At 50.2% G+C, this 21,520-nt stretch carries 13 protein-coding genes; 2 read left to right on the top strand and 11 right to left on the bottom strand.

Translation table 11 applies throughout. The features are described 5' to 3' along the window. Nucleotides 1-2: 2 nt before the first annotated feature. The 3 genes from AC4PHM_RS15050 to AC4PHM_RS15040 are packed head-to-tail and all read right to left on the bottom strand — an operon-like array spanning nt 3 to nt 4,012. Nucleotides 3-2,894: a hypothetical protein gene (locus AC4PHM_RS15050; RefSeq protein WP_492018549.1), complete on the bottom strand. Its 2,892-nt coding sequence runs from the start codon at nt 2,892-2,894 to the stop codon at nt 3-5. Then, on the bottom strand, nt 2,891-3,445 hold the full coding sequence (locus tag AC4PHM_RS15045; RefSeq protein WP_492018548.1) for a hypothetical protein: 555 nt from the start codon (nt 3,443-3,445) through the stop codon (nt 2,891-2,893). The genes AC4PHM_RS15050 and AC4PHM_RS15045 overlap by 4 nt, the downstream gene beginning before the upstream one ends. Before the next feature lie 12 nt (nt 3,446-3,457). Next, a complete protein-coding gene (locus AC4PHM_RS15040) occupies nt 3,458-4,012 on the bottom strand; it encodes a hypothetical protein (protein ID WP_492018547.1) in 555 nt (184 codons plus the stop codon). Between the two features lie 494 nt (nt 4,013-4,506). Between AC4PHM_RS15040 and katG the strand changes: the two genes are divergently transcribed. Together katG and AC4PHM_RS15030 are read left to right on the top strand one after the other, a co-directional pair. Next, nucleotides 4,507-6,693 carry a catalase/peroxidase HPI gene (gene katG / locus AC4PHM_RS15035; RefSeq protein WP_492018546.1) on the top strand — a complete coding sequence of 729 codons (2,187 nt, stop codon included), beginning with the start codon at nt 4,507-4,509 and terminating at the stop codon, nt 6,691-6,693. Between the two features lie 351 nt (nt 6,694-7,044). Continuing rightward, entirely contained in the window at nt 7,045-10,080 is a 3,036-nt protein-coding gene (locus tag AC4PHM_RS15030; RefSeq protein WP_492018545.1) for an ATP-binding protein, read from the top strand. A 126-nt stretch (nt 10,081-10,206) separates the two neighbouring features. Here the strand turns inward: AC4PHM_RS15030 and AC4PHM_RS15025 are convergent, their stop codons facing one another. The 8 genes from AC4PHM_RS15025 to AC4PHM_RS14990 all read right to left on the bottom strand — a co-directional run bounded on the left by AC4PHM_RS15025 (nt 10,207) and on the right by AC4PHM_RS14990 (nt 21,099). Then, entirely contained in the window at nt 10,207-11,724 is a 1,518-nt protein-coding gene (locus AC4PHM_RS15025; RefSeq protein WP_492018544.1) for an HAL/PAL/TAL family ammonia-lyase, read from the bottom strand. 128 nt (nt 11,725-11,852) lie between these two features. After that, nucleotides 11,853-13,514, bottom strand: a complete 1,662-nt coding sequence (locus AC4PHM_RS15020; RefSeq protein ID WP_492018543.1) for a BCCT family transporter — start codon at nt 13,512-13,514, stop codon at nt 11,853-11,855. Nucleotides 13,515-13,728: 214 nt separating this feature from the next. Continuing rightward, nucleotides 13,729-15,981: a xanthine dehydrogenase family protein molybdopterin-binding subunit gene (locus AC4PHM_RS15015; RefSeq protein WP_492018542.1), complete on the bottom strand. Its 2,253-nt coding sequence runs from the start codon at nt 15,979-15,981 to the stop codon at nt 13,729-13,731. A gap of 4 nt (nt 15,982-15,985) precedes the next feature. Beyond that, the gene (locus AC4PHM_RS15010) at nt 15,986-16,846 is read right to left on the bottom strand and encodes an FAD binding domain-containing protein (protein WP_492018541.1); all 861 of its coding nucleotides are present in this window, start codon (nt 16,844-16,846) and stop codon (nt 15,986-15,988) included. Beyond that, entirely contained in the window at nt 16,836-17,306 is a 471-nt protein-coding gene (locus AC4PHM_RS15005) for a (2Fe-2S)-binding protein (RefSeq protein WP_492018540.1), read from the bottom strand. Before AC4PHM_RS15005 ends, AC4PHM_RS15010 begins: the two co-directional genes overlap by 11 nt. Nucleotides 17,307-17,430: 124 nt before the next feature. Beyond that, nucleotides 17,431-18,243, bottom strand: coding sequence for a DUF169 domain-containing protein (locus AC4PHM_RS15000; RefSeq protein ID WP_492018539.1), 813 nt, complete (start codon nt 18,241-18,243; stop codon nt 17,431-17,433). Nucleotides 18,244-18,459: 216 nt separating this feature from the next. Continuing rightward, nucleotides 18,460-20,088, bottom strand: a complete 1,629-nt coding sequence (gene aspD / locus AC4PHM_RS14995) for an aspartate 4-decarboxylase (RefSeq protein ID WP_492018538.1) — start codon at nt 20,086-20,088, stop codon at nt 18,460-18,462. A gap of 21 nt (nt 20,089-20,109) precedes the next feature. Continuing rightward, nucleotides 20,110-21,099, bottom strand: a complete 990-nt coding sequence (locus AC4PHM_RS14990; RefSeq protein WP_492018537.1) for an asparaginase — start codon at nt 21,097-21,099, stop codon at nt 20,110-20,112. Nucleotides 21,100-21,520: the final 421 nt, after the last annotated feature.

Raw genomic sequence — 21,520 nt, 5'->3', positions numbered from 1 at the left:
TCCTATTTTTTAGCAAACTGAGGAAGTTCAACCTGAATGAGATTCTTCGCAGGTTCCAGCGCATTAGGCTTCAAGATGAACTCATCCGTTAACGCCGTCTTCATCTTGTCCTGAGCGCCCTTGCTCGTAAAGATTTTCTTGAGTGTTGAATCCACTCTAATTGGCACATCCGGCAGGTCCACATCCGGTGCACTTCCGAGGGCATAGTCCGAAACCGCGCCCACCGTCACTTTATAGACGCCGTCTACATAACCATTCTGTGCTGCCTGGATGTAATCCTCACCCTTGAGGGCTGCGCCGGCCGCGGACCCGGCAGACTCACTGGCGGTTGTAATGACGGCTTTCGCATATGGATTCTTCACAAAGTCGCCGCTTGCGTCGCCAACGCCTTTGACGAAGCCTTCCGCGGCGCCAGCGCCCCAACCGTCACCTTTTGCCTGGCTTTCCGCAGCGGATCCTATAGTCCCTTTTGCGACCTTATAGCCCGCGCGCACGTATTTCCCGCCCGGGACCGTCTCGCCCATGATGTCAATGGCGGTGTCTGCGCCCGCGAGAACGACCTTGGAACTGACCTCGCCCACCGCCGCTATATCACCGATGCGCTGCCAGGTTTCGAAGTTTTCCCGCTCCTGCTCTGCGCGCTGGGTAATGGTGGCCTTAATCAGGCCGAGTTTGTCCGTGCCGTACTTTTTCTCCATCTTCTGAAGGAACTGATCCTTCTTGAAGTCGTCCTCAATCTGCTTCATAGCCTTCGCGAATTCTTCATCCGGCTTCTGGTTGTCTGCAGCTTGTTTTTCAATCACTGCCAGCTCCTGAGCGAACTTATCCTCCGCATTGGCCTTATAGTCCTCGTAGTCGAGGACGCCGCCGGTTTCAGCGTTAATCCATTCACCAGTTGCAGGATCCTTGACATAGAGGCTTTCAGCGCCTCTTGCCGAAGTCTTGAGCACCATAGTCTCCGGCTCTTTTGTTTCAGTTGCAGCGCCTTCGGCGGTCTTCTGACCATCGGCCTCAGTTTCTTTCCCTGGCTCTGGTTCTGCAGCCGGTTCTGGTTTTGTCACCGGCTCCGGCTCCGCTTCAGGCTCGGCTTCCGGTTCATATTCCGGTTCAGATTCATAATCCGCCCCGGTCTCACCCTCATCTCCGGACCAATCCTGTTCACCGCCCGAGCCGCCTGAATCCTCTGAACTGCCTGAGCTTTCAGTCGCCTCATTGTCGCCTGCAGACACTGCATCGCCCTCATCCGGCTCATCGGTGCTTCCCATGGCATCCGCCAGCATGATCCAGGCGAGCTGTTCATCCGTTTTTCCTGGGTATTTTTTACTATACCAAGCTTTATCACGAGCAGGTTTGCCCGCCTGTCTGGCCGCTTCCTTCTTCTTCAAAGCCTCCTGCATCACACTGACCACAAGGCCCACCAGCGGCGGAAACAAAATGCCCGCAGCATTCTGAAACGGCGAATCCGCACCAGGAATGTTCCCAACACTTGGCGCAGCGCCAAGGGCCGCTATGACATAAGGCGGGAGCTCCGTCGTCACCCGGCTGCCGCTGCCGCTGACCACATAAGTATTGTCGTCCGCGCCGCGCGTCCCGCTGGCCGCCCGGCTGTAGTGAGCGTCGCCATCAAAGGACACTGTCACAAGCCCGGCTTCGTCCTGAGCGAAGGTCACTTCCACTTTGGTGTCCACTTTGGCTTTATAAGGCAGACCTGTCAAGTCTGCGGCGAAATCAAACACTGCCACAAGTCCATTTTCTGTTTCGCTGATGATCTCGCAGTTCTGAGAGACCGGCATGCCTTCATAAGTGCCAATCAGCTCCACAAAGCCCTCTTTATGAAGCGCGGTCATCTCAAAATCCGTCAAAAATGGGGTTGCCGCCCCAGACACTGGCCCCATAATGGTTGAGGTCTTAGCTGTGTCCACGTTGATTTTATACGTTCCGGTCACGTCCAGCGCTTCCGGGATCGTAGGGTAAGCCGTCAGATAGAACATGGGCTCCCCGGCAGCGTCGTACCCTATGACAGAGGGATCAGATGCGCCTATGTAATACGTCCCCGCCGGCAGCAGGATCCCCGGCTTGACGATCCAGAGGCCGTTGGCCAGAGTTCCAACTTTCCCGCCGTAGGCCTGCTGGGTATATATCACCTGGTTGGAATCATCCAGGATGGCTATGATGCCGGGTGCCGCGCCCATGCCGTTGTTGAAGGTGTTGAGCATAATTTCGTCAATCAGGTAGGTGTCATCCAGAACAAACATGGCAGGACGCTTGCCTTCAGCGCCGGATGCTGCCGATGGTTCCGCTGCCGCCGCCCCAGTCCCCGCAGTCACCGGTTCGGCCGGCACTCCCAGAATTTCTGCTGCCTGTTCGACCACCTGTTCGTTGTAGCGCGACTGACCATCGGCATTCACGCCTTTGATTACAAAATCTCCTGAAGCACCCTCCGCGGTATAACTGCCCGCCGGAAGCCTGACATCCCCAGGCGCTTGAAAGACCCGCGTGTCCTCACTGACGCGAACTGCTTCAAATCCCGGATACAGGTTGCCCGCCTCATCCACGAGGGTCAGGCTCTCGCCTGCTGCGGTGCTGACGTAAATCTCGCTGACCAGCGCCTCTTCACGGGTGGTGAAGCTGATTGGGGAGGATGCTTCGCTCACCAGAATCTCCCCATTATAATCCACCGTTAAGGAGGATGTGCTTCCTATAGAAGGACGGCCTGTGAACCAGTCGCCTTCGCTAGCCAGTACCTTTTCGTAAGGCGCACTGACCCGGACACTTTCCTCTCTGACGCTGACGGCGAAGGACGGGACAGGTCCGGTCCTGGTTAATGTTACAAAAGGCAGCGCTTGAGCTGTGACTAATAACGCGATTAAAAGTTTAACTGTGAAATGTCTCAAGACAAGCCACCTCCTCCTGAAAGCAATGAACGCACAAAGGTGATTCCACCTTCGATAAGCCCCGGCGCGCGGAACAGAAACGGCTGTGCGTAGGTCCAGAGAAAGCTGAATAAAAAGGAGACACCCGAGGTCGCAACAGTATTGCGGATCATGGATTTGCCTCTGAGGCGGCTGACTTCAATGGCGGTTGCCGTACCTGCAGCCATCATCCCTGCGCTGATAAATGCTGCCGCGTTGTTCCACTTCAGCACAAAAGTTGCCAAAGCCAGCATGACGGCAAATGGAACCAGAAAAAGCATCCCCATCTCGACCGGATAGCGCATAACTTTTTTGCCCCATTCCTTCTTCACCGGACCGTTCATGGCGGCGAGGAACAGATAGAGGAACCGCTTGAAGAGCCAGCCAAAGAAAAGTCCGAACAGCGCACCAAAAGCCAGGTTGTAAGGGGAAAGGGGCTCCAGCGGGTTTGCGAAAGCGCATAGGCCAAAGGTGATGAAGCACAGGCGCCTGACCCAGTTTCTTAAAAATCTTCCATCATCGATGCTATTCAAGTCCTACACCCCCTAATAGTTGCCGAGCAGTGCCCAGCTCAGCAGGACGAAGCTTCCGACCAGCGTCGCCAGTATGACGCCAAGTACCGTCTTTCCGCCGCTCATTTCCCGAAGGCCGACCATCATAGGCCCAATAGCCCAAAGGACGCCGGTGACCCCAAAGGCCATGGATGTTTTCCAGCCGAGGACCAGGGAGAAGGCGACGCCAATCAAGCCGTAAATCAGCGCGCCGCTGTAGCTGAGGCAAAATGAGGAGATTGCCCATTTAAGGCTTTTGTCCGTCTTGGCCACTTTCAAAATGGACCAGACGAGAACACCGAGAACCGGGATGACCAGCAGACCGTAAACGGCCCCGGTCGCTGCGCTGAGCGCGACGAAGCTGAAGCTCTTCTGACCTGTCTTGTACAGGTCGAGACCCGTTTGCAGGAAAAAAAGCGCAAACGCGAGAGTGGACACGATCAGGCCCAGATACCATTGTCTGCCCGACAGGGCTTTTTTAACGGTTGGCCCAGGACTGATCATCATACCGAAAATAGTTGAGATGGGCCTGGTTTTTGCTTGCTCCATAGACATTGACGCCTCCTGTGTAATAGGATTTTTATTGAGTGTTTTTGATCATTCAATCTCTTTGGATTATAATACCGCTTTTTACGTTAACTTGCTATGTATTTTGTAAATTTTGGTCACGAATTGTGTCACTTTTTTTATAATGATAGCCTGTCTTCCCTAAAATTTTAATCAAAGCCTCAAAGACCGCTAAATCTACAGGAAATGGGCCCTGCACTGGGTGAAAAAATCGAAAGTTGATCCTCTCAAATGAGTTGTGGGTTTCAATTTCTGAAATATGAATTACTGCAACTGTGATTATTTCTGTATATTTATTTTAATGTTTTTAATTTATGCACGTTCAATAATTGTTATTGACGATTTTTTCCTGTTTTCCTCAAAACATTTTACCCATGGTCAGTTGGCGTCCGCCGCTTCGTTATTTTTAGATTAATCAGCATTTGATTCGGGTATAAAATTAGAGCAATTCAAATTCTATCTAAGGAGGTCCAAAAATGAGTGAGAACGGTAAATGTCCGGTAACAGGCATGACGAAGCATTCGACTGCTGGCGGCGGCACAACCAATCGCGACTGGTGGCCAAACCAGTTGAACCTTAAAATCCTCCATCAAAACTGTAAGGCAAGAAATCCTCTGGGTGACGACTTCAACTACGCGGAGGCCTTCAAACAACTCGACCTCGACGCTGTTAAAAAAGATCTGTATGACCTGTTTAGAGATTCCCAGGACTGGTGGCCGGCCGACTACGGGCACTACGGCCCGCTGATGATCCGCATGGCGTGGCACAGCGCCGGTACATACCGCATGGGGGATGGCCGCGGCGGCGGAAGCACGGGCAATCAGCGCTTCGCGCCTCTCAACAGCTGGCCGGACAACGGCAACCTGGACAAGGCAAGGCGCCTGCTCTGGCCGGTCAAGCAGAAATATGGCAAGAGCATATCCTGGGCAGATCTGATGATCCTCGCAGGCAACTGCGCCCTTGAATCCATGGGCTTCAAAACCTTTGGCTTCGGAGGCGGCCGTGAAGATATCTGGGAGCCTGAAGAAGACGTCTACTGGGGCACTGAAAGCGAATGGCTGGGCGACAAGCGCTACTCCGATGGCCGTAATCTCGAAAATCCACTGGCTGCCGTTCAGATGGGCCTGATCTACGTCAATCCTGAAGGCCCGAATGGACAGCCGAGCGCCCTGGGCTCCGCCAAGGACATTCGGGAGACTTTTGCCCGCATGGCTATGAATGATGAAGAAACCGTCGCGCTGGTCGCCGGTGGCCATACCTTTGGCAAGTGCCACGGTGCCGGTAGCCCTACTCACGTGGGTCCGGAACCGGAGGCCGCGCCTATTGAAGAGATGGGTCTTGGCTGGAAGAGCACTTTTGGCAGCGGCAAGGGCGGAGACGCCATCACCAGCGGCATAGAAGGCGCCTGGACGCCGACCCCGATCGACTGGGACAACAGCTATCTTGAGACCCTGTTCAAATATGACTGGGATCTCGTCAAGAGCCCGGCCGGCGCATGGCAGTGGATTCCAACAGATCCGGAAGCCAAAACCACGGTGCCGGATGCCCATGATCCGAACAAACGACACGCCCCTATGATGACCACGGCCGACCTCGCCCTTCGCATGGATCCGACCTACTCGAAAATAGCCCGTCACTACATGGAAAATCCTAAGGAATTTGAAGATGCTTTTGCCCGCGCTTGGTTCAAGCTCACCCACCGGGATATGGGACCGAAATCCCGTTACCTGGGCAAGGAAGTCCCTGCTGAAAACCTGATCTGGCAGGATCCAGTTCCGCCAGTGGATTTTGAGCTGGTTAATGAAGCGGATATTGCGGTATTGAAGGCCTTAATACTCGCTTCCGGACTGTCAGTCTCTGAACTGGTCTACACCGCTTGGTCCTCCGCCTCTACCTTCCGCGGCTCTGACAAGCGGGGCGGCGCGAACGGTGCTCGCATCCGCCTGGAGCCTCAGTTGAACTGGGCGGCCAACCAACCGGAGCAGCTGCAGAAGGTCCTGGGCGTCCTCGAAAAGATCCAAGCCGACTTCAATGGCGCCCAGTGCGGCGGCAAGAAAGTGTCACTGGCCGATCTAATTGTCCTGGGCGGCTGCGCGGCTATTGAGAAGGCTGCAGCGGATGCCGGCTTTGAGGTTGTGGTGCCTTTTACCCCTGGCCGCACCGACGCCACTCTCGAGCAAACCGACGTCCCGTCCTTCTCCGTCCTTGAGCCATTAGCCGATGGTTTCCGCAACTTCACCAAAGCCAAATATGCAGTCTCTGCAGAGGCACTCCTGGTGGACAAATCCCAGCTCCTGGGCCTCACAGTCCCTGAAATGACCGTCCTCGTAGGCGGCATGCGGGCACTGAACGCCAACTACAAAAAAGCCCCTCATGGTGTCTTCACCAAGCGCCCTGAACAGCTGACCAACGACTTCTTCGTCAATCTGCTCGATATGGGCACCCAGTGGAAGCCAATGACCGACGACGCGGATCTCTTCGTGGGCTCCGACCGAAAAACCGGCGAGACCAAGTGGACCGCTACCCGAGTGGATCTGATTTTTGGATCTAACTCCGAGTTGAGAGCCGTTGCAGAGGTTTATGCCAGCGAAGACGGTAAGGAGAAGTTCGTGAAAGACTTCGTCGCGGCTTGGAATAAGGTGATGAATGCGGATCGGTTTTAAATTGTGCAGTTGGTGACGCGGACAACTTTCAACTTGGTGACGCGGACAACAATCAAGTGAGTGCCTGTCACTGACATTGATTTGGTTCCAGAGCCCCGCGAAAATCATTCTCAGTGGATGTAAAACTTACAAGGAAAAACACCCCCTCAACCAACAGGCCGGCGGCCTGTTGGTTGAGGGGGTGTTTCCTTTTAAAGTGGAAGTCGGCGTCAGACACCCTCTTCCATTTTCATTTCCTAACCCGCCTTCACGCTCACTTTCCTGGTCCTCTCCCGTGCCATGTGGTATAGTATAAGAGAGTCTGTATCCCCATGTTTTAAAGGCTTCAGCCACATTTAAGGAGAAGAATCCATGAAGGTCAAAGTCAATTTTCTAGGGATCCCCAGCGTCACATTAAACGACAAGACAATTTCATTTAAGTATCAAAAAGCTGAAGCGGTTTTTTATTACGCGGTCTATCACAAGACGGTAGACCGCTTTAGACTCATGACGGTGTTCTGGCCGGATGAACCGGAAGAAAACGCCAGAAAAAACCTGAGAAACGCGCTTTATTCCATACGTCAGGCCTTTGGCTTTCAAGTTTTTGAAAATCTGGGACAGCGTATGATTACACTGTCAGAACAAATCCAGTTCGAATCCGATCTGATGTCAAGTATCGAAAACGATCAAGGATTTCTTCAGGATTTTGTCGTTAAAGATATCCCAGCCTTTGATGAATGGATTTCCTTTACACGAGACGCATTTCGTGAACAGACGGTCAGCGAGATTAAGGCAAAACTTGCTGAAGTACTGAAAACCGGAGGCAATCCGGAATTTCTTTATAAACGCCTGATCCGACTCGACCCCTATGACGAAGCTTCTGTAAGAGCGCTGATGCAGCACTATGAAAAAATGAACCAAATCAGCCGCAGCATTGAACTCTATAATCAACTTGAAAAAGTACTGGATGCTGAACTTTCACTACAACCCGAGCCTGAAACCGTTCAGCTTTTTAAAAGTGTTTTAGGAAAGCGAAGAACTGTGAACAAGAATACACCTCCGTCTCTGGTCCATTTTATTGGTCGAGGAATCGAAATGGAAAGGCTGAATCAGTTCCGCCAATATGTTGCGGAACAGCGGCAATCCGGTCTCATGCTGATCTCCGGTGAAGCCGGTGTTGGCAAAACAACATTGTTAAGAAAATTTTCTGAGTTATCAGAGGGATTAGGATGCCGAGTTATTGAAACCACTTGTCATGAAGGTGATGAAAATCATCGGCTGAGTGCTTGGCATCCTCTGGTGATGAAATTGGGCGACTTGCTTGAGCAAAATGATCTTAAACCTGACGGCGTCTATATGGACATTTTGTCAAAAGCCTTCCCGCCTTTTATGCAGCCTGACCACAGTACGTCATCTGCTCAGATTGACAGACAGGACCCTCTTTATTTTTCTGCAATTCTGAGAGGGATCGTGGAACTCATTACGCAAATTCGCGAGCAAGGTCCAATAATAATCTGCCTTGAAGATATTCAGTGGCTGGACGAATGGAGCCTTGAGATTCTGGGGCGTCTGGCTTCAGAAACCGGCACCGGAAGAGATGTGTTGTTTATCACCACAATGCGTTCTTCAAGCGCTGATGTCTCTTGGTATATAATATCCAATTTAAGGCGCCTGAAGAACTTTGATCATATTGAGCTAAAACGTTTTTCAAAGGATGAAACAGATCAGTTTATTTCAGCCTATCTGGAGGGCATGTCTCTTGATTCTCAAACTCAAACCATGATCTATTCTGAATCAGAGGGCAACGCTCTTTACTTGACAGAAATTCTTAAGTGCCTGCAAGGACATAAATCTTTTAAAGAGCTTCCTCAGAAAATTCGCCATATCTTTAGTTCCCGTTTCAACCGATTGAGTGAGGATGCCAGAAAGATAGCAGAACTGCTTTCCATATTTCCTGAAATGATCTCATGGGAAGACATTTCCGCCCTGACCGGAAAGGACGATCTTGTCCTATTGGACATTGCAGAAGAACTTATTCAGAGCGATATGATCCGGGAAGTACCGCTTGATACCAATGAACTCCAGTACACCTTTTCCCATCAGAAATTGAAGGACTTCATCTATGAAGGTCAAAGCGCTACCAAGCGAAGACTTCTTCATAAGCGTATCGGGGAGTATTTCCGTGATCAGCTTACCGGAAAACCCTCAGACCGTCTTATTTACCCAAAACTAATCTATCATTTTGAAAGAAGCGGAGACAAACGCTCCCAACTCCAGTACAGAATCCTGAATCTATTCGACTACCTTGAGCTCAGTCACGAACTCTTTCCTCGGATTCGTGACCAGGCAATCCTCAGAATGCACAGTCGGCAAGATTATAACACGTCCTTTATTGAGCGGGAAATTGAGCGAATAGATACACTGATGAAAATTGTACCGGAGGCAGACACTCAAGGCCTGATTCAGATAGAATATCTCAACATGATCAGTCGTTATCATCTGATCAAAGGAGATGTGGATCTGGGCTATTCACTGACTCAGACCATGATTAGCCTTGCTCAAAATCTGAACTTGATGGATTTTGTATACAAAGGTTACCTTCAATTAATCTTTCACTGCATCAATCAACGCCGGATTCAGATGATGGAGATCTATGTCAATCAAGCCTTTCAAATTTTCAAGAATCATGCCGACAAAGGTGAACTCGGCGTACTCATCCGCTTGAAAGGCTATCTCATGCTTCTGATGAACCGGTTCAAGCACGGCGAGGAACTCCTCATGAGCGCCGCTGAAATTTTCAGCAGATCTGAATATAGAGAACCCTACGCGTTGAATCTTGTCGCGTCCTATTATTATCTCGGTGAGAGCAGACGACTGCAAAACGATACCGACGGCGCATTAAACTGGTATCTCAAGGCTGAGAAAATTTGTGTCGACCAAGGTTTTATCAGCCATTTGCCGCTCATCTTATGTGGCAAAGGCATTGCCTTATATGATGCTGACAGAATGGACCAAGCTGCAGAAAATCTAAGCAGAGCTGTTGATTTCTATGACCACCTGGATTTCAAATGGGGACAAGTCCCCGCTTATGCTTACTGGGCGCTGATCAGTTATCGGGAGGGCAATTATAAGCGCTGCCTGGAGTATCTCAAGAAGGCTGACGATCAAGTCATACTGATTGGACGCGTCTACGAAACAGGCTTAATGCTGCGGGTAAAAGCCGAACTCTGCAGTCTGACGCGGCACAGCAGGCCCTCAAAAATTCTAAGCAATTATCTGAATTTTGATGACAACAGTTACTGTAAAGCTGCCATTCGCTACTTTAATGACAATGATAGTTTCACTTACGAAAAAAAGGTCCTTCAGGATATTCACGGCATCTGCGGAGAGTGCAGTCAATTCAATTAAAGGAAGCAATAAAAGGACGGCCTCAAGATGTCGAGAAAACTCGAACACTGAGGTCGTCCTTTTTTCTTATTTTGATTTGAAATTTGAAGAGGACTTATAACGCATTCCCGCGTCGAAAATTACCAATTACAATTCTCCCGCAACTGATCGGAGCCCTTCAAGAAGCGCATCACTCTTAAGTACTTCATAGGCTGCCTGAATATCCGGCGTCAGCGGTCTATCTTTGTCCAAAAATGGTACTTTGGCTCGAATCGCATCGTAAAGCAATTTTGAACCCTTGCCCATCTCAACGTCCGCTCTAAGATCGACAGCCTGTGCTGCATGCATCGCCTCAATGCCTAAAATATAAAAGGCGTTGTCAATAATTTTCTCTGTCTTTTCAATGACATAAGGCGCATTGGTCGCATGGTCTTCAATGTCTCCAGCAACGGAGAAGTAATCCGTATTGGCAGGATTCATCAGATGGCGGATCTCGCCATCCAAGGAAGTAAACGGTTTTTGAATTGTCTGATACGCCTGAACTTCGCCTTCGCGCGGGCTTAAAAACCTCGATAAGTTTGTGAACTGCGGCGTGGACAGTTTAATCGTTCTGTGGCAGGCACTTCTGGCCAGGTGTGCCACAGCTTGTCCCAGCAGTTCAAAGCCAAGGACCCAGTTTGTGATCTCAAAATTACAGCAGGAGATGATTTCTTCATTTTCGAGAATAATACATGGGTTATCATCTGTCGCATTAAGCTGAATAGTGAGCAATTCCCGAATATAGTCCAGCGCATCCAGAACAGTTCCGTTAATTGCCGAAGCACAGCGGAATCCAAGAGGATCCTGAAGCGTTTTGGTGATACCCTTCTTTTCTAGATAACTGCCTTCCAGAAGCTTACGCATCCCAGAAGCGCACACACTCTGAGACTTCATTCTTCTGGCTGCGTTCGGCTCAGGCCTGAGCGGTGTAATATTGCCATCCAATCCTTCTACAGACAGTGCATAGACGGCATTGGCCACTTCAACAAGGCGCTTGGCTTTCTCAAACACCAAAGCGCCGGTTCCTGCGGCGAGGGCGTTGGAAGAGACAATAGAGAGACCGTCCTTAGGTCCGAGAACTATAGGCTTCAATCCCTCAGCGTCAAGTGCTTCCATAGCTGCCACCCGGCTGCCTTTATAGAACACATCTCCTTCACCAATCATTGCCAGTCCCACATGAGACAGATTGACAATATCCCCTTCACCGACACTGCCTCGGGCAGGAATGACCGGATGGATTCCGCGGTTCAGAAATTCCTTGTACATCTCCACAATTTCGAGTTGAATGCCGGTTCTGGCGCTTAATAGTGTATTCAACCGCGCCAACAATACCGCCCGGACCTTTTCTTCAGAAAGCGCCGGTCCAATTGAACAGCAATGGGCATAGATCAAGTTCCGGTTATACTGTTCAAAAAAACTCCCGAAGACATGCTTGTCTTTGTTCCAGCCAACACCTACGGTGAACCCATAAATTGGTACATCACTGTCTGCCAGCTTGTAGACCAGGTCTCTGGTCTTCTGGAGTTGTTCAATGGTGTCGCCAGCAATCTCTAGTTGAACGCTGCCGGTTGAAATCCTGTAAACCTCTTCCAGAGTGAGATTGCGGCCGTCCAAAATCATTTTCATTGTCCGTCTTCCTCCATTTCCTGCGCTTCTTTATTGACCTGACAGAAGTTGCATCACTCAGATAAACAGTCATTTAGAAACGGGCTTCCTCCCTTAGGAATCAGCCCGTTTCACGAAGTCATTGAAGGCTATTCCTCTACCACCGGTACCAAGGTTTCAGACTTCATGATTTCACCTGAGGGCTCGTCATCAGGTTCTTCAATGATCCTGTCCATGAACCAGCACTTAAAGAACGACACCAACTGAATGGCGAAAATGAACAACACGACAAATCCACTCGCAGCCGCCAATGCCTTGACACCGTCGACGCCTTGAACCCCGCCGCCAAAGGCTGCCATAACAATGGCGACAGCGCCAAGGGCCACACCCCAAACCACTTTGACCATAGCAGGTGGTTCGGTGCCGATAGGAACGTCCTTCATACACATGGATCCAATATTGGTCAAAGTCGCATCCGCAGCTGTGATAAAAGAAACTAAAATGACGACTATGTTAAACGGAATAATAATTCTGCCAAGGCCAAACGGCAGGTTGTCGAGAAATGCCCAAAGGGCTGCGACCGCGCCACCTTCATTAATGACGTTGATGAGATCCACAACACCAGTGGTTTGCATATGAATAGCGCTGCCGCCCCAGACAGAGAACCAGACAATACCAAATATTGATGGAAGAATCCAGTTCACGATCATGTATTCACGAATGGTACGTCCATAGGAAATCATAGCCAGGAAGATGCCGGTAACAGGCGCGAATCCAACCCAGAATGCCCAGTCGAAGAGCGTCCAATACATGGTCAGTGCCTCGCCGCCTATGTCGATAGGATCAAGTCCCCATCGGAAGAAGTTCTGAAGCCATTCCGCAACACCCGCTGTGCCAATTCTCAGTATGTAGACCGTTGGGCCGGTGACGAACAGAAGTGCCAAAAGAAAATAATAGAACCATGCATTCATTTTCCCGAGTCTTGCAAGACCTTTTTCAAGGCCTACATAGGATGAAAAAGTAAACATGCAGATGATGAAAATGCCGATCCCCGCAAACAGAGGGACACTGGATTCAATGCCGTAAGCACCTTTTAAGCCCGACATGACTAAGGTAATACACATGGTAATGCCTGTTGTTATGCCGATGGCAAGACCCAGCATAGCGAGCATATCCACGATGCCTGCAAATAAACCTTTAGTGACTTTCTCGCCAAAAAGCGGCTTCAAGGTAGAGGTGACGGCCAGGCGCTCCCGCTTATTAAAGTAAATGTAGGCGACCAAGAGTCCGCAGAAGGCGTAGATCGCGTAAGGGACAAAAGTCCAGTTATAGAAGGAACGTGCCATGGCAAAGACAGCCGCTTGAGTGGTATTAGGCTCAATCCCCAGCGTATTAAGCTCGCCCCAGACATTTCCGTAATAGATCAAAGGCTCGTTGACACCCCAGGTGACAATGCCGGTGGCCACCCCGCCGGTGAGTGTCATGGCGAACCAGGTACCAAAGCTGAATTTAGGCTTGGCGTTTCTCCCACCCAGACGAATGTTGCCATACTTGGAAAACATCATAATTACGGTAAAGACAAACGCGGCCATAATGGTCCACTGGAACAGCCAGCCGAAATTGCGCAGTGACCAGAAGAAAAAGTTCATTACACTTGTTGTTAAAAGTTCTTTGTTGACAATGCCTATGACAGCAGCACTGCCAATGACCAAATAGGCCGGCGTAAAAACTTCCCAGCGGATGGCGTTTTTTTGCAGCTTCGTTCCCTGGTTAAACTTTTTATTCCCTTTCGACTCTTGTTTATTGCTCACAGAATTACCTCCCTCACGATCTGACTGCCAGACAACCATGTATTCAATTTCGAGAATATCGTGTTATAACGAGATGCATGACGCACGGTTAAACAATAAGGCCGAATGAAACTGCTGTTCTTGGATTATATCATTGATCGCTTCTTTAGTTCATTGGTTCACGCCCCTTTTTCCGTATGATTTTCGAAGTTTCTTTTTCTCTGCAGTCTATGTCTTAGTTATCACTGAGCGCTTCAATGATGCGCTCCGGCGTTGCCGGCAAAACGGACAGACGAGTCCCAAGGGCGTGATTGATGGCATTGATCACCGCCGGTGCCGTGGCCACAGAAGAGGATTCTCCAATACTCTTCGCCCCATAAGGACCTCCCGGTTCTCCCGCCTCAATGAGGACAATCTCCACAGGCGGCATTGACGGTGCATTGATGAGGTGATACTTGGAAAAACTTTTGTTCTTCACTCTGCCATCTTCGTTCACAACAATCTCTTCGCAGAGCGCGTAGCCCAGATTCATCTGGATTCCACCGTAGATCTGACCTTTGACGAATTCCGGATTGATGGCTTTTCCGATATCATGTGCTGCGACGATTTGCTTCACCTGTACAAATCCAGTCCAGGTATCCACCTCTACTTCGACAAAGTTCGCGCCATAGGAGCCTGGGTTGGCGCTGGCCTGATAGTCGAAGTTGACGCAAAGGGTTTCTCCAAAACTGCGATGGCATTTCGATGCCAGCGTCGGAAGGTCCATAAGGGGTAAGCCGGAAAGATCCGTGATGATGCTGTCTTTGAGTTGAAGCGTGACCATCGGCAATTCCAAAAGCTCTGAGGCTCTGCGAATAATTTTTTCTTTCAGCTGCTCGGCACCTTGCCTCGCGGCTTCACCACAGACAAAGGTGACGCGGCATGCCTGGGTTCCGGCCGGATCATAAGGCGACCTTAGGGTATCCGCTTCTAGAACGCGAACTTTTTCAAGTCCGACGCCGATGGCTTCTGAGATGATCTGGGATGCCACGGTCAGCGTGCCGCACCCAAGGTCGTGAAGGGCGGAATTGACCAGGATGGTCCCATCCGGCATCAGAGTCAGCTGAATGGCAGTGAATTCAGGATACCCGCCAAAGTAGCCGTTGCCATGAACAATAGCCGCCATACCAACGCCTGTTCTATAGCGACCGTTGTCCGGTGCCTTAAGATATTTTTCTTTCCAGCCAAAACGCGCCGCACCTTGCCTCAGACAAGCTTCAATCTGGACGTTTCCGAGGGCGGGACCGCCCATGGGATCAGCGTCGCTGCCGCTGACAATGTTGGCCAGTCGGAAGTCAAGGGGATCGAGCTTAAGTGCTCTGGCAGCGTTCTCAATGTTGATTTCCGTAAGCGCGTGAATCTGAGGGGAGCCGTAGCCCCTGGCCGCGCCGCCCACCGGCGTATTCGTGATGACCGCTCTGGCTCTGTACCGCTGGCTTTCCATTTTGTAGAGCCTGACGGATTTTTTGAGCATGGCCATGGACACCGCAGCGCCATTGCTGAAATAAGCCCCTGTATCTGTCACAACATCCAGGTCCCGGCCCAGGATTTTACCCTCTTCACTGACAGCAAGCCGGATCCGGCCTCTGACAGAATTGCGCCTCCTGCTGGAGACTATGCTCTGAGCCCTGTCCATGGTCATCAGAACCGGTTTCTTTAGATCATAGGCCAGATAGCCGCACAGCGGCTCGAGGACCGGCTGACTTTTCCCGCCAAAGGAACCACCCGTTGGGGTTTTGATAATTCTGACCTGGGTCATTGGAAGCCCTGTGATTCTCGACAGCATCATCTGGACCTGGAAGGTGATTTGACAAGGTGTTTTCAGGGTCAGGACCCCATCCTCCATAGACGCCAGACAAACGTGGCATTCTATAGCCGCGTGGTGTTGGGCTGGCGTTGTCACCGTGTCGTCTATTATGTATTTGGCTTTTGAGACAATTTCTTCAAAGCTTCCAAATTCTTTGACGGTATCAAAGGGCACATTGCCATAAGGGTGAACCGCAGGCGAATTTTCATTCAGCGCGGTCTCAATATCGAGCACCGCAGGCCGCGGCTCATAGTCAATCCGAATGCGACGGGCCGCAGAGATCGCCGCTTCGTCAGTCTCAGCCACAACTATGGCTACCCGGTCGCCGTCATGTTTGGGCTCCATGGTCAGCAGCGGTTCGTCCTCCAGATCGCTCATGTCCATCAGCCAGTTATGGGCGCTGTAAAGGGTTTCAGGCACCTCTGCGGCTGTATAGATTTTTACGACACCGGGCACTTTAAGGGCTTCTGCTGAATCTATGCTCAAAATTTTCGCGCTTGCTTGATCGGAGGTGACCAGCCGGGCGTATAGCATGCCTGCTGCTGTGTAATCCCCTGTATACTTAATTGTTCCGGTAACTTTTTCAAGACCATCCAGCCGGAGGACGGACTGGCCGACAACCTTATATTTTATTGTTTCCATCCCATCACCCTCGATACTCTGAAGTAGCCTGTTCAACAATAGACACCGCGACCGCCTTCACTGCCGAACGCTTGTAAGCCAGTGATACTCTTCCCGGAATTGCCTGTTCAACCTGCTGAACGAATAGTTCGATAAACGCTTCTGTCTTTAATTCATCCAGCGTCATGCCGGTTAGTCCTTCTGAGACCAGACTTGAATGGAAGCCTCTCTGACCAAGGGATCCGAATGCCACTCTGGCCTCTCTGATGACGCCGCCGCTGAAGCTGAAAATCCCGGCGCAATTGACTTTAGCTATGGTCACAGACGCGCGCGAGCCAATCTTACAGTAGCCGCCCGCCTTGCCTAAGTTCCAGGCAGGTATGACAAATGCCGTTACCACTTCGGTTTCGTCGATCAGGGTTCTTCCAATCCCCGTCACAAAATCTTCAACTTTGATCCTTCTTGTCGCGCCGTTTGCTTTCATCAATTCAACACTGGCATCCAGCGCGATCAGCGCCGGAATGGTATCCGCGCACTGAGCTGCATTAGCCACGTTCCCGCCGATGGTCGCCCGATTCCGAATCTGAGTGGATCCCACTTGGGACGCCGCGCAGGATAGCACCTTCGCAGCATGTTGTACCAGCGAAGATTCCCAGATCTCAGTCATAGTGCACATAGCGCCTATTCGGAGACCTTCTTCATTAATGTCACAACCTTTCAGGGCTTCCATATGTGACAGATCAATAATCAATGCCGCTTCCGGCGGATTGGCTCTCATGCGGATCATAATGTCGGTTCCGCCGGCGACCATGATTTTTTTGCCGGTCCCCTGAAGGGATTCAAGTAAAGCTGCCATATTATCCGGCTGTATGATCTTATTGGCCATGAACCGCTTCCTCCTTCAGAGATTCCACCGCTTTGATGATGGGGTGATACCCCGTGCACCGGCAGAGATTGCCTTCTATCGCTTTTATGACCTCTTCCTTGGATGGATCCGGCCGCTGAAGCAGCAGCGCCTTGACCGACATCAGCATACCCGGCGTGCAATAGCCGCACTGGATGGCGCCATTGTTTATAAACGCCTCCTGAAGTCTGTCCAGTTCACCACCCTGCTGGAGCCCTTCCGTCGTCAGCACCTCGCACCCGTTGACCTGCACTGCCAGCATGGTACAGGACGTGACCGCCTTCTGATCCACAATAATAGTGCACGCCCCGCACTCGCCTTCGCCGCAGCCTTCCTTGACGCTGGTCAGTCCAAGACGGTTGCGCAGCATGTCTATCAGCCTCTCGAGAGGTTCGACCTCGACTTCTCTATTTTCATGATTAATGGTCAGGTTAATTTTCATACTTTGCCTCCCGCTTTCCACACTTGATCCAAAACGCTTCACTTGAATCAAAGAAGCGATATGTCTTTCTTTTCACAAAATCACTGTATCTTAATGCCGCCTTCTAATCGTCTAATAAATCTAACTATTTCAATTTTTCTTTCTTGCTGCCCGACAGGCCATTCCCTGAGGCTTTAAAGTAAGTGCTGTTGATCATGATCTTCCCTGCAACTTCATCATCTCCGAGGCGCTCCAGAATGGCCTCTTTTCTTTCGTTGGGTTCGCATGGATTAACGGTCTTGACCAGTCCATCATGAATCATGCTTAGCATCCCATACGGCAGGCCTATGCCCATTTCATGGTCATGCCATTTGGCTGCGTATCTGGTGTTGGAACAAAGGAGTGACACATTCAGGTCATTGGTGTCATAGGGCGTCGCGGTGCACTCTGAACAGATCCCGGAGTTGGCGGCAATTTTGATGTTCTTTGGCGTGCCCCTGTAGTACACATAGCTCTGTGTCACGCGCATGGCCTGATAAGGATTGACCAGCATCAACACCACGTCCGGACGGTTCTCAAAAGCCTCCAGCGGCTTGACCACCACCGCTGTTGCCTCATGATCGAGAAATGTAACGTCTTTCTGAACATTTCTTGCCGTCCCCAGGCTGTCATAAATCCCGAAGCTATAATAAATTCTTCCGGAGATGGCCCGGGCGTCGGGTTTGACTAGTCCCAGAGCTTTTGCCGAGCCCACACACAGAAAATTGTCCAGATCCGCCTTAAAGCTCTTTCCTTCCGAAGCCATTCTGACCATACTGCAGTAGGACATTTTGTACTTCACTCTTGGTGCAGACTCTTCCTCAAAGTCACGCTTGTCGAATATAAATTTCACGCCTACAAGTTTGCGTTCCAGGCCTAAAAGTTTCTCAATTTGAGTGCCAACGGTTTGTTTAGACATTAAATCGCCTCCCTAAAGTATTAATATCAGACAGGTGTCTATAAAAAGGCTAAAGAATGAGGTATGGATTTTCTGCGTGAGGTGTGAAAAAAATGACCATCGGCAAGCGCGTTCTAAAGCCTTAAATGATAAGCGCTTTAAAATCACATTTGCCGATGGTCATTCAATTCAAACTTTGAAGCTTTTTATACTTAGGTTTACGGTACGAGCAGCGCCCTACCGCCCCTGACTTTCCTTCCACGCCTCCACATAGTGATTCAGGATCTTTCTGGTCACCACACCAATGGTAGAATACGATTCGTCGCTGAGGTTGGCGAGGGAAATCCGTATGGACCACTCCGGACCGCTGAAACCGCCGCCGCTCAGCAGCACAATAGCTGATTCTTCCGCGAGCCTCAAGAGAATGTCCACCGGCTTATAGGTTTTTTGAAGGTAATTGGCAAAAGTTTCTCCATAGTTTTGCACGGCCCACTGCAGCAGGTCAAATTGCGTGTAGTAGGCGGCGTCGTTAGGGTCCTCCCTGACCGCCATGCCGAGGCCTTCGAACAAAAGCCTCTGCCTTTTTTTCAGCAGGCTGATGGTTTGCTTTTTATAGACGTTGTCGCGGTCAATCAGTGCGAACAGGCAGAAGAACACCATCTGGACCTGCTGAGGTGTCGATAGGCCAGCAGTGTGATTGAGCGCCACCTGTCGGCTGTCCGCGACAATTCTGTCCATGAAAGCTATGGACTCTGGCTCGATAGATAGCGCCGAGTACCTGCGTCGTGCCCGCGCCTTCTTATTCTCGTCAAGCCTTCCAAGAAGTCTGTCAAAGACATTGTCCTCGTGGAGTGCAATGGTGCCGAGTCGCCAGCCTGTCACGCCAAAGTATTTCGAAAAAGAATAGGCGCCGATGGTATTGTAAGGGATCTCCCTCATCAAAGAACTGAACCCTTCCACAAAGGTGCCGTAGACGTCGTCCGAAATAATCATGAGATCCGGGTTATCCTCTTTGACAATCTCCGAAAGATAGGAAATGGTCTCTTTATGAATTGCCACCGACGGCGGATTACTTGGATTGACAATAAACAGCGCCCTGATGGACGGATCTCTAAGCTTGTCCATTTCAGATTTTGGGTATTGCCATGTGTTCTCGCCTTTTTCATTGAGTTCCGAGGCCTTAATTTCAACCACTTTAAAGTTATATCTCGGTAGATGCGGGATTTCCAGATAAGGGGTGAAAATTGGCGTCATGAGAGCGATAGTATCCCCTTGAGAGAAGATGTTGTTGGCAATCAAGGTATCAAAGATATAACACATGGCCGCCGTGGCGCCCTCTACCGCATAGAGCTTAATTTGACCAGCGTCCAAGTCATATTTGAGCTCCTGAACGAGATAGTCGAGGACGATCTGCTCCGAATGACGCAGCATACGATCAGGGAACGGGTAATTGTCGCCAATAATGCCATCGACCAGCTCGTGGACAAAGGCATCCGGGTCAAAGCTTTTGACGGAAACCCCATAATCCATCATCTGTTTTAACAGCTCTATACCCGGCGCGCTGCTGTTGCGATCCGCGTAGGCATAAAAGCGTTCCGCGATCCCTGTTTTTTGCGGCATTCCTGCGAGTGCACCATCACAATAGGTTCTTCTGGTTTCTTCAACTGCGAAATGACCGAAGGTAAAGAAGGCATCTCTTGGGGTTGAAGCTGTCCAGTTCGGGTTCCCCCGTCCTGCGTCGAGCAGCATCCTCGTGCCGCTTTCTCTGGCTTCGCTGGCGTAGCTGATCAGCTTGTCCTTCAGTTCGAAAGGACTGACCTTGCCATAGATGTTTTCGATTTCTTCTCTTTGAATACTCTTGCTCATAAGTGTGAACCTCCATTCACCTTAATAATAGTTTTTCTCAAAGATATCCTTGATTTCTTCCATACGACTTGTAGAAGCTAGAGCAATCATCAGCTTAATTCTGGCCTTTTGCCCTGGCAAGTTGTCTCCAAGGATCACGCCTCTAGTCGTCAAGTCCCGTCCGGCACCTGGATATCCATAATCGTCCATGGCGCGTCCCATAATACAGCGCGACACCAGAATAACGGGAATCCCTTTCCCGATGGCATAGTCGATGCCCGAGACCATAGTGGGAGGGATATTCCCTTTACCCAGGCCTTCAACCACGATTCCCTTCGCCCCGGAATCCACTGAAAATCTGAGAAATTTATCATCCATACCACAACCGCATTTGATTAGATCGATGTCTTTCACAACCTTTGATATTTTGAAATACTGCCGTTTCGTGTATGAATAATAAAAATGTACTTTATCCCGTGAAACAAACCCAATGGGTCCAAAATCCTTGCTCTTGAACGTGTCGATGGTGTGCGTCTTCGTTTTCGTCACCTGCGCTGCGGAATGAATCTCGTTGTTCATTACCACCATGACACCCCGTCCCTCAGCATCCTCATTTATTGCAGTTCGAACTGCGGCAATCAAATTTTCCGGTCCGTCCCATCCAAACTCTGTCGAATTTTTCATGGAGCCGACAAATATGACAGGCGCCTTTTGATCATAGGTCAGATCGAGAAAATAGGCTGTTTCTTCCAGGGAGTCCGTGCCGTGTGTCACAACAATGCCATCATAGTCCTCTTTTCCAATCTTGTGGTTGATGAGAATCGAGAGCTCCAGCATGTGGTCCGGGGTCATATGCGGTCCGGGCATCATCCCAAAATTGATAAATTCCAGGGTCGTTATGTCTTTGATCTCCGGAACCAGATTTAAAATGTCTTCCCCTGTCATGGCCGGTATTGCAGCATTGGTCTTCTCGTCGTTCTTCATAGAAATGGTACCGCCTGTAAAAATAATCAGAACTTTTTTATTTTTCATGGAACACCTCCGAAAACGTCTAATCTATGACCCCATTATAATGAAGTTGATTTTGAAATTACAGGACGATAGCATGGAATATTCTGATTTTTGACAACGATTCTTTAATAGATTAGTGAAAACACCATAGAAAAATAAGGTGTCAGTTTAAGGACTGTTCGGGACATAAATTTCGCGTGGCTGATAAAGCTGTGAGGTTGGTGACGCGGACAACTTTCAGGTTGGTGACGGACAGAAATCAGTTGAGTGTCAGTCCCCGGTTTAAGTTGGGTGTCTGACACCGGTTTCGATTGAGTGTCTGACACCGAAATTAATTTGGTGCCAGAGCCCGCGAAAATCATTCTCAGTGGGGATGACACTTACAAGGAAAAACACCCCCTCAACCAACAGGCCGGCGGCCTGTTGGTTGAGGGGGTGTTTC

The organism is Acidaminobacter sp. QWL-03 (assembly GCF_058683855.1).
The sequence above is the reverse complement of the archived record's forward strand: the minus strand, read 5'-3'. Positions and strand labels throughout refer to the sequence as shown.